The following is a 13,712-nucleotide window of genomic DNA, read 5'->3' on the forward strand; positions in this document are numbered from 1 at the left end:
TTGACGTCTCTGCGCGCTGCGGCGCCCGTCCTGCCCGTGGTCGCCGTGGTCGCCGCGCTCGCGCTGCCGATCACACAGGGCGCCGAGGGCGGGGCGATCACCGCCGACGTCGTCTCCGGGCTGCTGGTGCTGTGGTGCGCCGTACGGCTGCTGCGGGACCGGCGGCGCCCCCTGACCCGTACGACGGCGGTGGTCCTGGGGCTGCCGGTGCTCGGACTCGCGCTGGCTGCGGCCGGGGCGAGCGACCCCGGGGCCGGGGTCGAGGGGCTCGGCCGGTACCTCCAGATCTTCGTGCTGGTGCCGATGGCCGTGCTGCTCTGCATCCGGAACCGGTCCGACTTCCGGGTGGTGGCCTGGTCGTTCGTGGGGCTCGCGCTGTGGCAGGGCGCCGTCGGTGTGCACCAGTTCGCCACCGGGACCGGGGCCAGTTACTCCGGTGAGAACATCCGGGCCGTCGGAACCTTCGGGGCCGGGGACGTCATGGGGATGGCGACCGTCGTGTCGTTCGGGCTGGTGTGCGCGGTCGGTCTCGCGCTGGCGCCCGCGACGGCGAAGCAGCGGGCCTGGGCGCTGGCCTGCTCGGCGCTGCTGGTGCTGCCTCTGGCGGTGTCGTTCAGCCGGGGCGCGTGGATCGCCACGGCCGCCGCGTGCGGACTCCAGGTGGTGCTGGCCGGGCTGCGGCGGGCGGTGGTGGTCTTCGCGGCCGTCGCCGCCGTGTGTGTGGTCCTCGTCGGCGGGCTCGGTATCGGGTCCGCGATGCTGCAGGACCGGATCAGCAGCATCACCCAGGTGGCCGACGCGCCGGACCAGTCGGTCATCGACCGGTACACCATGTGGGCCGCCGCCGCCGACATGTGGCGCGAGCGGCCGCTGACCGGCGTCGGGCTGAAGGGCTTCCCCGAACACCGCGACGGCCACGCCTCGCTGGCGCTCTCCTCCGGCAGCGACATCGCCGGCGCCGGGACCACGTACCAGAAGCAGCCGCTGCTCTCGCCGCACAACATGTACCTGCTGGTCCTGAGTGAGCAGGGTCTGATCGGCCTCCTGACGCTGGCGGGGAGCTGGCTGGCGCTGGCGGTGTGCGGGGTGCGGAACCTCGCGCGGGTCCGGCGCGGCGACGGAACCGGCGGGCTCGACTGCGGGCTCGCCGCATGTGGGCTGATCGTCTGGGTGCTGGTGGACTTCGTGTACGCGGACATCGGCGGACCGACGACCGTGCTGACGGCCGTGTGCTTCGGGCTGGTGGCGTGGTGGGCGCTGGCGGACCGGACCGCCACGGGTGCCGCTCCGGTCGGGGCCGTCGCGTCCCGCGTACCGGAGGAGGCCGGGGCGCGATGACGACGACGCCTCCTCTGCCCCCGCAGCAGCCACCCCCTCAGCCGTCGGCCTCCGATGCCGTCGGTCCCCCGCCACCCGCCCCCCACCCCGTCGGCCCCTCGGTGCCCGGCGCGCGCGCCGCCGACCTCTCCGAGGTCGCGCCGCCCACGGGACGGTTCCTCGCGAAGGCGACGCTCGTCACGGCGGCACTCACGGCGGCCGCCGCGCTGCTCGGGCTCGGCCGGGACCAGTCGCTGTCGTACCTGTTCGGGGCCGGCCGCGAGACGGACGCCTTCCTGGTGGCCTGGACGGTGCCGGAGTTCGCGGCGACGCTGCTGATCGAGGACGGCATGGCGTTCGTGCTGGTGCCCGCGTTCAGTGTGGCCGTGGCCCGCCGGGCCCGGGGCGGCGCGGGCGACCCCGTCCGTACCCTGGTCGCCTCGACGCTGCCCCGGCTGACACTGGCCTTCGCGGCGGCGGCCGTACTCCTCGTCCTCGGCGCGCCCTACCTCGTCCAGACCCTCGCCCCCGGGCTGCCCAACCCCCGGCTGGCCGTCGACTGCACCCGGCTGACCGGCACGTGTGTCCTCACCTTCGGCCTGGCCGGCTACTGCAGCGCGGCCCTGCGCGCCCACCGCCGGTTCGTGGCGCCCGCGGCGATCTACGTGGCGTACAACGTCGGGATCATCACGGCGATGTTCGTGCTCGGCGGGCGCTGGGGGGTGCGCGCGGCGGCCGTGGGCGTGGCGGTGGGCGGCGTGTTGATGATTCTCACCCAACTCCCGTCCCTGCTACGACAGTTGCGCAGAAAAGAGCGGGCTCCGCAGGAGGCGGCGGCCCTGGAGGCCGCCGACAGTGCCCGTCCCGTCGAGCTCACCCTCATCACCACCGTCCTGCTCTTCGCGCTCTGCCGCCAGTCCCAGGTCCTCATCGAGCGCTTCCTCGCCTCGACGCTGCCCGCCGGGGCCATCTCGCATCTCAACTACGCGCAGAAGGTGGCCCAGATCCCGATGACGTTCTCGCTGATGCTGTGCACCGTCACCCTCCCGGTGGTGGCGCAGGCGATGGCGGAGGGCGACACCGAGCGGGCCCGCAGCCGGGTGGAGAAGGACCTCGCGCTGGTGTCGTGCATCGTGCTGCTCGGCGCGGCGGCGATCTTCGCGTGCGGACCGCAGATGATCGAACTGCTCTTCCAGCGCGGCGCGTTCACCGCGCAGGACACCGCCGCCACCGCCGCCGTGATGCGGGTGTACGCCCTCGGGCTGCTCGGCCACGCCCTGGTGAGCGCGCTGGTCCGCTCGTACTTCTCGGCGGGCCGGCCCACCTGGTACCCCCTGGCCGCGATGGCCGCCGGAATCGTCGCGACCTCGTGGATCGGCGCGGCCACCGTCGGCTCCTGGGGCGTCCTCGGCATCGCCGCCGCCAACGCCACCGGCATCACCCTCACCGCCCTGCTCCTGCTGTACGGCATGGGCGGCCGGGCGGTGCCGATCCGTATCCGGCAGGTGGTGACCGAGATGAGCCGGCCGGTACGGGCGGCCGTGGCCGCGGGCGCGGTGGGGATGTACTGCGCCGACCGGATCGACTCGCCCGTCCTCGGCCTCGCCGTCGGCGGCGCGGTCGTCGCCTTCGTCTTCGTCCTGCTGGCCTCGGCCATGGGCGCCTCCGGCGTCACCCCCGCTCTCCGTTCCGTCACACGAAGGCTGCCGCATGTCCGTAACCGCTGAACCCAGACCGACGACCACCGCCACCCCCCTCTGGGTGGCCATGTACCACTCGGTGGGCGACTGCTCCGACGACCCGTACCGCATCACCGTCTCGCCCGACCGCCTCGACGCCCAGCTCGGCTGGCTGCGGCGGCGCGGGCTGCGCGGGGTCGGCATGGCCGAGCTGCTCGCCGCCCGCGCCCGGGGCGAGGGCCGGGGCCTGGTGGGGCTGACCTTCGACGACGGGTACGTGGACTTCGTCGACACCGCGCTGCCGCTGCTGCGGGCGCACGGCTGCGGTGCCACGCTCTTCGTGCTGCCGGGGCGGCTCGGCGGCGAGAACGCCTGGGACCCGCTGGGCCCGCGCAAGCCCCTCCTCGACAAGCAGGGCATCCGGGTGGCCGCCGGGACGGAGGGCATCGAGATCGGCTCGCACGGGCTGACCCATGTCGACCTCACCCGGGCGGACGACGAGACCCTGCGCGCCGAGACCGTCGACAGCAGGACACTGCTCTCGGAGCTGACCGGCGCTCCCGTCCAGGGCTTCTGCTACCCGTACGGCACGCTCGACCAGCGCGCCGTCGACGCCGTACGGGACGCCGGGTACGCGTACGCCTGCGCCATCGACCCCGGCCCGCTGAGCGGCCCGTACGCGCTGCCCCGCGTGCACATCGGCGAGGAGGACACGGCCCTGCGGCTGTTGCTGAAGCGGAAGCTGCACCGGCTGCGCAGGCGTCCCGTCGAGGGGGTCTGAGGCCGACGTGAAGGCGCTGCACATCATCACCGGTCTGGGTGTCGGCGGCGCGGAGCAGCAACTGCGGCTGCTGCTGCGCCACCTGCCGGTCGCCTGCGACGTGGTGACACTCACCAACCCGGGCCCGGTCGCCGACGGTCTCACCGCCGACGGGGTCCGCGTCACCCACCTCGCCATGGGCGGCAACCGCGACCTCGCCGCGCTCCCCCGCCTGGTGCGGCTGATCCGCAGGGGCGGCTACGACCTCGTCCACACCCACCTCTACCGGGCCTGCGTCTACGGCCGGATCGCCGCCCGGCTGGCGGGGGTCCGGGCGGTCGTCGCCACCGAGCACTCCCTGGGCGACTCGCAGATGGAGGGGCGTCGGCTGTCCGCCGGAGTGCGCGCCCTGTACCTCGCCAGTGAGCGCCTCGGCCGTTCCACGGTCGCCGTCTCGCCGACCGTCGCCGACCGGCTGAAGCGCTGGGGTGTGCCGGCCGCCCGTATCGAGCTCGTCCCCAACGGCATCGACCTCGCCGGTTTCCGCTTCGACCCGGACCTGCGCGAGCTGACCCGACGGCGGCTCGGGCTGCCGGAGGACGCGTACGTCGTCGGCGGCGTCGGACGGCTCGCGGCGAGCAAGCGGTTCGACGTGCTGGTCCGGGCGCTGGGCCAACTGCCCGACGAGTGCTGGCTGTTGATCGTCGGCGGTGGCCCGGAGGAGAGTGTGCTGCGGCGGGCCGCCCAGCGGGCCGGGGTCGCCGACCGGGTGCTCCTCACCGGGGCACGACCGGCCGCGGGCGCCCCCGGCGCGGATCTGCCCTCCCTGATGAACGCCATGGACGTGCTCGCCTCGCCCAGCGCCGAGGAGGCCTTCGGGCTCGCGGTGGTGGAGGCGATGGCCTCCGGGCTGCCCGTGCTCTATGTCTCCTGCCCGGCGATCGAGGACCTGCCGCCGGACGCGAGCGCCGGCGCCCGCCGCGTCCAGGGGGGCGCGGAGTCGTTCGTACGCGCCCTGCTGGACCTCCGCACGCAGGGCCCGCGCTCCCGAGCCGTCCCTGCCGCCGCCCAGCACTACTGCATCACCCGCAGCGCCGCCCAGCTCATGGACGTGTACGCGGCCGCCGTCTCCAGCACGCCCTCGCCAACCCCGCCCCTGGGAGTGAGTTCCGCATGACCGACCGCACGCCTGAACGTATGACCGACACTTCTCACCGTGGACCGGCTCACGGCGTCCGCACCAGGTCCCTGCCCTCCTGGTCCCTGCTCGCCGCCGGTGCGCTGCTGGGCGGGGCGGCCGGGGGCGCGTACGGCGTGGTGAAGGCGCCCGTCTACACCGCCACCAGCTATGTCGTCGTCGTGCCCACCGAGGGATCGGACACCCAGTCGGCGCTCGGTTTCGCGCAGGCGTACGGGCGGGTGGCGACGCAGGTCGCGGTGCTCGGGGACGCCCAGGTGTGGGCGGGGGTGCCGATCGGGACGCTGAGGAAGAGCGTGCGGACGGCGACCTCGCCGGACGCGCCGATGGTCGCCGTGTCCGCCACCTCCTCACGCCCGGACCTCGCCGCCGACATGGCCAACGCCGTCACGCGGGCGCTGACCCGGCACGCGAACGACTCCGAGAGGTTGACGCGCGTCGAGCTGCGGCAGTTCGCCCGTGCGACCAGGCCGACCGAGGCGTCCTCGGCGTCGCCGACGGTCACCGGTCTGGTGGGTGCCGCGGCCGGCGGGCTCCTCGGCGGGCTGGCCCTGCTGGTCCGGCCCCGGCGCACCCCCCAGGTCCCGCCCGCGGCCTCCGTACCCGGCCCCGCTCTCGCCGCCGACACCCACGGACAGCTGTGACCAGCACACTGCACACGGGGACGAGAACCACCCTGCGTGCCGAACTCTGCACCGACGAGGACGAGTTCGCCGAGCTGGCGGGGCCCTGGGACCGCCTGTACCGGCGATGCGGCGCGGCCACACCGTTCCAGAGCCACGCCTGGCTGCACTCCTGGTGGCTGTCGTACGGCACCCCCGGCAGACTCCGGCTGGTCCTCGTCCGCGACGGTGCCGAGCTGCGCGCGGTCGCTCCGCTGCTGCTCGTACGGCATCCGGTCCCCGCCCTTGTCCCGCTCGGCTGCCCGATCTCCGACTTCGCGGACGTGATCGTCGACGACGAGTACGCCGATCAGGCGTCGGACGCGCTCGCCGAGGGGCTGTCGGCCGCCGCCCGGACCGCGCTGATCGACTTCCGTGAGGTACGACCGGGGGCCGCCGTCGAACGGATCTACGACCGCTGGCGCGGTCCGCGCCGCAAGGTGGCCGACTCCGTCTGTCTGGAGCTGCCCGCCCAGCCCATGGACGAGCTGCTCAAGCGGCTGCCCAGCTCCCGGGCCCAGCGGGTGCGCGCCAAGCTCCGCAAGCTCGGCGACCTCGGTATCGAACCGCGTGCCGTACGCGCCGAAGAGGTGGACTCGGCCCTGCGGACCATGCTGGATCTGCACCGCCTCCAGTGGCAGGACCGCAAGGTGACCACCGAGCACATGCGGCCCCGCTTCTCCGAGCATCTGGCCCGCTCGGTCGAGCCGATGGTGCGCTCGGGAGACGCCGTGGTGACCGAGTTCCGGCTGGGCGGCGACGTCCTGGCCGTCGACGTCACCCTGCTGTCGCGCCGACTGGCGGGTGGATACCTCTACGGCGCCCATCCGCGCCTGCGCGAACGCAAGGCGGACGTCGCCACCATGCTGCTCAACGCCTGCGCCGGGCAGGTCGGCGCGGGCTCCCACCAGGTGCTGAGCCTGCTGCGGGGGGCCGAGCCGTACAAGCTGCGCTGGCGCCCGGACACCGTTGTCAACCAGCGGCTGCTGCTCGCCCGCCGCCGCACCGCGCCGCTCCTGTCGGCGGTCGCCTACGACGCGGCGGCCCGCCTCCGCGGCAAGGAACTGATCCGCCGGTGGCGGGCGCGGAAGGACCCCGAGCAGAACCGGGATCGAGGGGAACAGCCGGAGCGGAAGGAACCCGGTGGCGGCGGGCGGTGAGCGGCCCGCCGCCGGCTCCGGATCACCGGTAGCGCGCCCACCAGTCCGTGCGGATGCAGAGCTTCCCGCCGATCCAGTACTCCACCCAGTCACCCAGTTCCAGCGGCGAGCAGTTCGGACGTACGGGCGTGGTGGGAGCCGGCTTGGGCGTGGGCGTGGGAGTCGGCTTCGGGGTCCCGGTCGCGTCGCGGCCGAAGAGCATCGACCGGTACACCTGCGCCGCGTTCGGGTTGCTCGCACACTGCCAGACGCCGTGCGGGCAGTAGTCCGTGAGCGTGTTGTAGAGCGGTTTGTGCTCGTCCATCCAGGCGAGCATGCGCCTCATGTACTCCGGGTTGTCGCCGTTGCGGAAGAGTCCCCACTCCGCATATGAGATGGGCTTCTTGTGCGCCTTCGCGAAATCGACGTGTGCCTGCAGGCCGTACGGTTCCTTCACCTGCTCGTCGAAGGTGATTCCGCGCGGCTGGTCGTAGGAGTCCATGCCGATGATGTCGACCGTGTCGTCCCCCGGATAACACTGCGTCCAGGGAACCGCGTCCCGGCCCCTGTTCGGGGTCCAGTCGAACTTGAATTTCTGGCCCGGCACCGCGCGCATCGTGGTGACGATCCTGTTCCAGTACTTCTTCCAGCTCTCCGGGTCGGGTCCGCAGCGATGGGTGTACGTGATGCCGTTCATCTCCCAGCCGAGCACGATCACCGTGTCCGGGATCTTCAACTCGACCAGCCGCTGCGCGAGCCGACGGTAGTGGTGGTCGAACTCGCCGGCGGCGGCGCGGGCCAGCAGCGCGCGGACCTCCCGGTCGGAGACGCCCTCCTCGTTGCGCTCCATCATGGGCACGTTGAGGACGAACATCCGGTCGTCCTCGTCCAGCCGCCATTCCGCCCAGGAGTCCAGGAAGCCGGGCAGGCCCTCGATGTTGGACCAGCGGTCGCCCGGCAGGTAGGTGTGCGCCACCCGCAGGTCGGAACCGCCCAGCCAGTCGCTCAGCTCGGCGATCCGGGCGACGCCGCGGGGCCCGTAGTGCAGGTAGGCGCCGATGGCCGGCGACTGCTCGGGACGCTTCGCGGTCTCGGAAGGAGCGGCCGGTACGGGCGAGGTGCCCGGCGGCGGGACGGATGCGCTCGGTGCGGCCGGTGCCGTCGGCACGGTGGGGACGGGCGCCTGGGTGACCGGCACCGGGGTCACGGCGGCGGGTGCCGCCGGGACCGTGGGTGCGGCCGGGACCGTGGGTGCGGCCGGGACCGTGGGTGCCGCCGGGACCGTGGGTGCCGCCGGGACCGCCGGAACGACCGGTGCCGGTGGGTCGGTCGCCCGGACCACCGCCCGCGCACCCATGGCGTACACAGGGACCGCCGCGAGGGCGAACGACGCGACCACGCCGGCCGCGACGAGCGCCAGCCGTCTGTTGCGGGGCCTCCTGTGCCCGGGCCGCCGCTGATGTGGAGCCATGACCGCTCCCCTCTCCTCTTTCTTCACTTCACTGCTTTCCGCCGCCGATTTCCACCTACTGACAATCAGTCATACGAATATGAATTCCGCCAACTGGGGCTACGGCCTTCGGGTGCCCGAATCGCCCGCACGGGTGACCCGACGTCAAAGAAATGTGCGAGGACCCCGACGAAATGAACGTGTCGCCGCTCGACCTCCGCGTTCCGGCCGTTCTGCTGCGGACGGACCGCAATCCCTTCCATCACGGAACGCTGGGAGCCGTACGGTCCCTGGGCCGCGCCGGTGTGGAGGTGCACCTGGTCGCCGACTGCGCGGGAAGCCCCGTAGGCAGCTCGCGGTTCATCCACGCGACGCACGCCCCGCCCCGCCTCGGCGCCTCCCTCGACGAGTTCGCCGCCGTTCTGCGCCGAGTGGCGGCCCGGGTCGGCCGTCCGGCCGTCCTGGTCCCCCTGGACGACGCGAGCGCCGTGGCCACCGGCCTGCTGCGCGAGGAGCTGACGGACGGCTACCTGCTCCCGGCCGGACCAGCCGCCCTCGCCGAGCAGGTGGCCGACAAGGCGGAACTGGCCACGCTGTGCGGGCGCCTGAACCTCGCGCACCCGGCGACGACGGTCCCCGCCGGCCCGGCGGAGGCGGCGGCGGCGGCCAGGGAGCTGGGACTTCCGGTGGTGGCCAAGTGGAGCCGCCCTTGGCTGCTGCCCGCCGACACGGGGCTGCGCAGCACGGTGGTGGTGCGCTCGGCCGGGGAGGCCGCGGCCCTGTACCGGCGCTCGGAACAGGCGGGCAGCCGGTTGCTCCTCCAGGCGTTCCTGCCGCCGGGGCTCGATCACGACTGGTTCTTCCACGGGTACGCCGACCGTGCCGGGGTCGTGCGCGGCGGCGGCCCCGGACGCAAGCTGGCCGCCTGGCCGCGCGGCGCGGGCCTGACCACAGTCGGCCGCTGGACCCCGAACCCGGAGGTGCAGGCCCTCGCCGAGCGGCTGACCGGCGCGCTCGGCTACCGGGGCGTGTTCGACCTCGACTTCCGCCGCGAGGACCGCACCGGCGCCTACCACCTGCTCGACTTCAACCCACGCCCCGGCGCCCAGTTCCGGCTCTTCACGGACACGGCCGACATCGACGTCGTACGCGCCCTGCATCTGGATCTGACCGGCCGCCAGGTCCCGGACGGGTCGCCCGTGCCGGGCCGGACCTTCGTCGTGGAGAACTACGCGCCGCTCGCCGCGCTGCGTCCCCCGCCCCTCCCGTACCCGCCGTCCCGACACGGTGCGCGCGAGCTGGCCTGGTACGCGCGGGACGACCGCGCCCCCGGCCTCGCGCTGTGGTCGCTGTGGCCGCGCCGCGCGCTCGGCCGGCTGCTGGCACCCCGCACGCCCCTTCCCGTCCAGCACGACCACGCTCCCGTCGAGAACCGCGCCAAGAACGAGAAAGCGAGCAGCCCCTGATGTACGACCTGCTGGTGGTGGGCGCCGGCCCGTACGGCCTGTCCATCGCGTCCCATGCCGCGACCGCCGGGCTCAGCCTGCGCGTCCTCGGCCGTCCCATGGCGTCCTGGCGCGACCACATGCCGCCCGGCATGTTCCTCAAGTCCGAACCCTGGGCATCCAACCTGTCCGATCCCGAGGGACGTTGGCGGCTGGACGTGTACTGCGCCGAGCAGGGCTTCGAGGCCCGCCACGGCCGTCCGATCCCCGTCGGCACGTTCGCCTCGTACGGCCTCTGGTTCGCCCGGAACGCCCTCCCGCCCGTCGACGAACGGATGGTGACGCATCTTCAACGGTGCTGTGGCGGCTTCGAGGCGGTCCTGAACGACGGCGAAGTGGTCCGCGCCCGCACGGTGGCCCTCGCCATCGGCGTCGTCCCCTTCGTCGAAGTGCCGTCCGTACTGCGCGAACTGCCCCCCACCCGGGTCTCCCACAGCAGCCATCACCGCGACCTCGACCGTTTCCGGGGCAGGGACGTCACGGTGATCGGTGGGGGCCAGGCGGCCCTGGAGACGGCCGCGCTGCTGGCCGAACAGGGCACGCGCGTAAGAGTGCTGGCCCGCTCCGGCACCCTGCGGTGGAACGACGTCCCGCCCCCTCTGGAGCGCTCCCTGTGGCAGTCGGCCCGATCCCCGCACAGCGGTCTGGGCTGCGGCTGGCGCAACTGGTTCTACGCGGAGCGTCCGGGCTGGTACCGGCGCCTGCCGGAGGCGAGACGGGTGCGGGTCGCGGCCGAGGCGCTGGGACCCGCGGGCGCCTGGTGGGTACGCGACCGCATCGAGCCGGCCGTCGAGGTACGGCTCGGCCAGGAGGTCGCGGTGGCGTACGAGACGGGCGGCGCCGTACGCCTGGAGACGGTGGGCCGGGGCGGTGAGCTGACCTCGCTGGACACCGAACACGTCATCGCGGCCACGGGGTTCCGGGCCACCTGCGAGCGGCTGGACCTGCTGGCGAGTGACGTACGCGCGGACGTGGTGCCCCTCGCCGACGGCTCGCCCTCGGTCGGGCCGGACTTCGAGTCCTCGGTCCCGGGTCTCTTCCTCGCGGGTCTCACCACCGCCGCCGGCTTCGGCCCCGCGATGCGCTTCGTGTACGGCGCGTCGTACACGGCTCCGGCCCTCGTGCGAGGGGTACGGCAGCGGCTGCGCTCGGGCGTGCCCGGCGGGCGGATCCCGGTGCCGGAGGCGCGGGCCGACCTGGCTCCGACCACCGGGGCGTGACGGGCTCGGGTGCCGGGCGGCGCGCTGCGCGTCCCGGCACCCGAAAGCGGCTCAGCGACCGGACGCGGCCCGGCCCCGCCGGTACAGGATGCCCCCACCCGCGATCAGCGCGAGGCTGGCGGCCCCGGCGGCGAGCAGAACCTCACGGTCACTGCCGGTCTCGGGGAGGGTGGGGGGCGGGTCCGTCGGGGGGTGGCTGGTGGGCGGCTTGTCCGTCGGAGGCCTGTCGGTCGGCGGCTTGGTCGCGGGGGGCCCGGCCGTCGGCGGCGCGTGGGTCGGGGGCTTGGTCGTCGGCGGCGCGTGGGTCGGAGGCTTGGTCGTCGGAGGCTTGGTCGGCGGCTGGTGTGGGGGCTTGGTCGGCGGGGTGTCGCCGTAGCCGCCCTCGGTGTCCTCGTCGGTGTCCGGAGCGTCGCCGTAATCGCTCGGGGAGTCGTCGTAGCCGCCCCCGGTGTCCTCGTCGGTGTCCGGAGCGTCGCCGTAATCGCTCGGGGAGTCGTCGTAGCCGCCCCCGGTGTCCTCGTCGGTGTCCGGAGCGTCGCCATGGTCGCTCGGGGAGCCGCCGTAATCGCTCGGGGAGTCGTCGTAGCCGCTCTGGGCGCCGTCGTGGTTGTCGTGGGCGCCGTCGTCCCACTGGTTCGTGTACTCCTCGTACTCGTCGTACTTCTCGTACGCGTCGGGCTGCGTGTACTCCTCGTACGCCTGCTCCCAGGAGTCCTCGGGGTCCGTCGCCGGGGCCGCGGAGTACTGGGGCTCCGCCACCGGAGTGGTGTGGCGCTCCGGGGCGCTCCGGGGGCTCTCCGGGGCGTGGTCGCCGGTGTTGCCGCACTTGTTGCCGATGGTCGGGTTGCCGACGGCCGCAGCGTCGACCGTGTTGCCGCAGATGTTCACCGGGATGGTGACCGGCACCTCGACCGCGTTGCCCGACGCGACGCCGGGCGAGTTCGAGGCGGCCCCGTGCGCGCCCGTGTCCGCGAGCACGGGCGTGCCGTAGAGGGACAGCAGGCCCGTCGTCGCGGCGGCCACGACCATTCTCTTGCGCAGGGTCTGTCGCATCTCGTTTTTCTTCCTGCTCGAAGAAGTGGGAAAAGCCGGCCTTGGAGCCGCTGAGGACATTCCAAGACCGGCTGAGGCACAGCCGAACGGCTGGCGCGATGCGCTACGACGTCAGTCGTTGACGCAGACGTTGCCGGCTGCCGGGTTGAGCAGGCCGATGATGGTGATGGAGTTGCCACACACGTTGATCGGGATGTGGACAGGAACCTGAACCACGTTGCCCGAGAGGACACCCGGGGAACCGATGGCGGCGCCCTTGGCCTCCGCGTCGGCGACGGCCGGGGTGGCCAGACCCACGGCCATGATCACGCCGGCAACGACAGCAGCGCTCTTCTTGAGCTTCACTTCATTTCCCTTCTCTGCGGCCATGCCTCAATTGACGGCCGAAACCGAGCGAGCACAGCATGAACGGCTCGCATCATGACCCGCAGTCTGCGAACGAGGAATAGACACAGGAAGAAACTGAGGAACGCGGGGAGTCGGGTAATTCACCCGATCGCCCCGCGAAATTGTCGAACAGTCATATCGGCGCCACCCGAATGGTCCTGCCCCGATGACAGACGAAGGGCTCGGGCCGCACGCAGCGCGTGGGCGGCCCGAGCCGTTCCTCGAACTACGATCAGCCGTTGTTGTTGCCGTTGCCGTTGTCCGAGAGGATCGGGATGTCGGACAGGATGTGCGACAGTGGCTCGTCACCCTTGGCCTGGGTGGAGTTCTCGGTGCACTGCTGGTTCTGCGGGGCGGACAGGATCGGGATGTCCTGAACAGCAGCACCCACGGCGCCGATTCCGCCGACGTTGGCCTTGAGCGGCAGGCCGATGCAGGGCTTGTTGAGTGAGCCCTGGACCAGCGAGAGCTGCGGGCTCATGTCGCCCTTGGTCACGGAGTTGCCGAACGCCTGGCTGGCACCGTTGCCGCTGAAGGACGTGGTCCCACCGTCGTCGGCGAGCGCCTGGGGAGCGGCGGCGGCTGCGAGGCCGGTGATGGAAGCGGCGACCGCGACTGCTGCCATTGCCTTCTTGAGCATTTCGCATTCCTTTCCTGGCGGACCCGCGGGTCCATGCTCTGGCAGCAACGGCGGCACACCCCTACCGGTTTCGGCACATCACCCGTTCAGCCCGCTCACGCCTGCGCATTCCGGGGGATCGGAAACGCTCCGTACGCCCCTTTGTCACTCCGCCGCATGGGCTGACGGAGTGAATCAGAGCAACCGGGGAGTCACTGGGGAAGTTGTCCATGGCGCTCCGGTGGAACGGGGTTCTTCCAGAAGGGAATCGCAAGTGATCAAGAAGATTATGGCCGCAGCGACGATCGCCGCCTCTGTCGTCGGAGCCTCGGCCGCCGCCGCGCCCCATGCGGTCGCCGACGACGGCGGCACCACGACCTTCAGCGGGAACGACGCCCAGCAGGTGTACGGCAACTCGGCGACGTACGGCAACATGAGCCCGCAGATGGCGCTGATCCAGGGCTCGTTCAACAAGCCCTGCATCGCCCTGCCGGCCAAGCTCAACGTCGGCGGCATCGGCGCCGCCGGAGTCGCCCTTCAGGACATCCCGATCCTGTCCGCCCCGCAGAACCAGCAGTGCACCGAGAACTCCACCCAGGCCAAGGGTGACGAGCCGCTGTCGCACCTCCTGTCCGACATCCCGATCCTCTCGGACAACGGCAACGGAAACGGCAACGGCCGCGGGAAGTAGCCCGACGCCACCACCACATGGGTGGGTCTCCC

The 13,712-nt window shown here is 72.6% G+C and carries 13 protein-coding genes; 9 read left to right on the forward strand and 4 right to left on the reverse strand.

Features of this window, described 5'->3' with window-relative positions; genetic code table 11:
• Window positions 1-9 precede the first annotated feature (9 nt).
• The 6 genes from OG858_RS16105 to OG858_RS16130 are packed head-to-tail and all read left to right on the forward strand — an operon-like array spanning window position 10 to window position 6,776.
• Window positions 10-1,338, forward strand: coding sequence for an O-antigen ligase family protein (locus OG858_RS16105; RefSeq protein ID WP_086751793.1), 1,329 nt, complete (start codon window positions 10-12; stop codon window positions 1,336-1,338).
• A complete protein-coding gene (locus OG858_RS16110; protein WP_319064849.1) occupies window positions 1,335-3,044 on the forward strand; it encodes a lipid II flippase MurJ in 1,710 nt (569 codons plus the stop codon). The genes OG858_RS16105 and OG858_RS16110 overlap by 4 nt, the downstream gene beginning before the upstream one ends.
• Complete coding sequence (locus OG858_RS16115; RefSeq protein ID WP_406196518.1) at window positions 3,028-3,777, forward strand: polysaccharide deacetylase family protein; 750 nt, start codon at window positions 3,028-3,030, stop codon at window positions 3,775-3,777. The genes OG858_RS16110 and OG858_RS16115 overlap by 17 nt, the downstream gene beginning before the upstream one ends.
• A gap of 7 nt (window positions 3,778-3,784) precedes the next feature.
• Window positions 3,785-4,933 (forward strand): glycosyltransferase, encoded by a 1,149-nt coding sequence (locus OG858_RS16120; protein ID WP_327724072.1) that lies wholly within the window; start codon window positions 3,785-3,787, stop codon window positions 4,931-4,933.
• A gap of 20 nt (window positions 4,934-4,953) precedes the next feature.
• A complete protein-coding gene (locus OG858_RS16125) occupies window positions 4,954-5,598 on the forward strand; it encodes a YveK family protein (protein ID WP_327724073.1) in 645 nt (214 codons plus the stop codon).
• Window positions 5,595-6,776 (forward strand): GNAT family N-acetyltransferase, encoded by a 1,182-nt coding sequence (locus OG858_RS16130; protein WP_327724074.1) that lies wholly within the window; start codon window positions 5,595-5,597, stop codon window positions 6,774-6,776. Before OG858_RS16125 ends, OG858_RS16130 begins: the two co-directional genes overlap by 4 nt.
• Window positions 6,777-6,798: 22 nt before the next feature.
• On the opposite strand, the gene OG858_RS16135 is transcribed toward OG858_RS16130, so the two are convergent.
• On the reverse strand, window positions 6,799-8,226 hold the full coding sequence (locus OG858_RS16135) for a glycoside hydrolase family 26 protein (RefSeq protein ID WP_327724075.1): 1,428 nt from the start codon (window positions 8,224-8,226) through the stop codon (window positions 6,799-6,801).
• A 173-nt stretch (window positions 8,227-8,399) separates the two neighbouring features.
• Here OG858_RS16135 and OG858_RS16140 point away from each other — a divergent pair, with 173 nt between their 5' ends.
• On the forward strand, window positions 8,400-9,671 hold the full coding sequence (locus OG858_RS16140; protein ID WP_408059408.1) for a carboxylate--amine ligase: 1,272 nt from the start codon (window positions 8,400-8,402) through the stop codon (window positions 9,669-9,671).
• Entirely contained in the window at window positions 9,671-10,930 is a 1,260-nt protein-coding gene (locus OG858_RS16145; RefSeq protein WP_086749562.1) for an NAD(P)-binding domain-containing protein, read from the forward strand. Before OG858_RS16140 ends, OG858_RS16145 begins: the two co-directional genes overlap by 1 nt.
• 51 nt (window positions 10,931-10,981) lie before the next feature.
• Here the strand turns inward: OG858_RS16145 and OG858_RS16150 are convergent, their stop codons facing one another.
• The 3 genes from OG858_RS16150 to OG858_RS16160 form a co-directional block, all read right to left on the reverse strand.
• Window positions 10,982-11,983, reverse strand: coding sequence for a chaplin (locus OG858_RS16150; RefSeq protein WP_328544774.1), 1,002 nt, complete (start codon window positions 11,981-11,983; stop codon window positions 10,982-10,984).
• Window positions 11,984-12,094: 111 nt separating this feature from the next.
• Window positions 12,095-12,352, reverse strand: a complete 258-nt coding sequence (locus OG858_RS16155; RefSeq protein ID WP_086750181.1) for a chaplin — start codon at window positions 12,350-12,352, stop codon at window positions 12,095-12,097.
• Between the two features lie 250 nt (window positions 12,353-12,602).
• Complete coding sequence (locus OG858_RS16160) at window positions 12,603-13,010, reverse strand: rodlin (protein ID WP_327724077.1); 408 nt, start codon at window positions 13,008-13,010, stop codon at window positions 12,603-12,605.
• Between the two features lie 253 nt (window positions 13,011-13,263).
• Here OG858_RS16160 and OG858_RS16165 point away from each other — a divergent pair, with 253 nt between their 5' ends.
• Complete coding sequence (locus OG858_RS16165; protein WP_327724078.1) at window positions 13,264-13,680, forward strand: rodlin; 417 nt, start codon at window positions 13,264-13,266, stop codon at window positions 13,678-13,680.
• Window positions 13,681-13,712 lie beyond the last annotated feature (32 nt).

The organism is Streptomyces europaeiscabiei, from assembly GCF_036346855.1.
GTDB lineage: Bacteria > Actinomycetota > Actinomycetes > Streptomycetales > Streptomycetaceae > Streptomyces > Streptomyces europaeiscabiei.

Coding starts and splice junctions, on each gene's coding strand:
- OG858_RS16155 (WP_086750181.1), bottom strand. CDS start 12,352: ATGGCCGCAGAGAAGGGAAATGAAGTGAAGCTCAAGAAGAGCGCTGCT.
- OG858_RS16150 (WP_328544774.1), bottom strand. CDS start 11,983: ATGCGACAGACCCTGCGCAAGAGAATGGTCGTGGCCGCCGCGACGACG.
- OG858_RS16135 (WP_327724075.1), bottom strand. CDS start 8,226: ATGGCTCCACATCAGCGGCGGCCCGGGCACAGGAGGCCCCGCAACAGA.
- OG858_RS16110 (WP_319064849.1), top strand. CDS start 1,335: ATGACGACGACGCCTCCTCTGCCCCCGCAGCAGCCACCCCCTCAGCCG.
- OG858_RS16145 (WP_086749562.1), top strand. CDS start 9,671: ATGTACGACCTGCTGGTGGTGGGCGCCGGCCCGTACGGCCTGTCCATC.
- OG858_RS16115 (WP_406196518.1), top strand. CDS start 3,028: ATGTCCGTAACCGCTGAACCCAGACCGACGACCACCGCCACCCCCCTC.
- OG858_RS16125 (WP_327724073.1), top strand. CDS start 4,954: ATGACCGACACTTCTCACCGTGGACCGGCTCACGGCGTCCGCACCAGG.
- OG858_RS16160 (WP_327724077.1), bottom strand. CDS start 13,010: ATGCTCAAGAAGGCAATGGCAGCAGTCGCGGTCGCCGCTTCCATCACC.
- OG858_RS16140 (WP_408059408.1), top strand. CDS start 8,400: ATGAACGTGTCGCCGCTCGACCTCCGCGTTCCGGCCGTTCTGCTGCGG.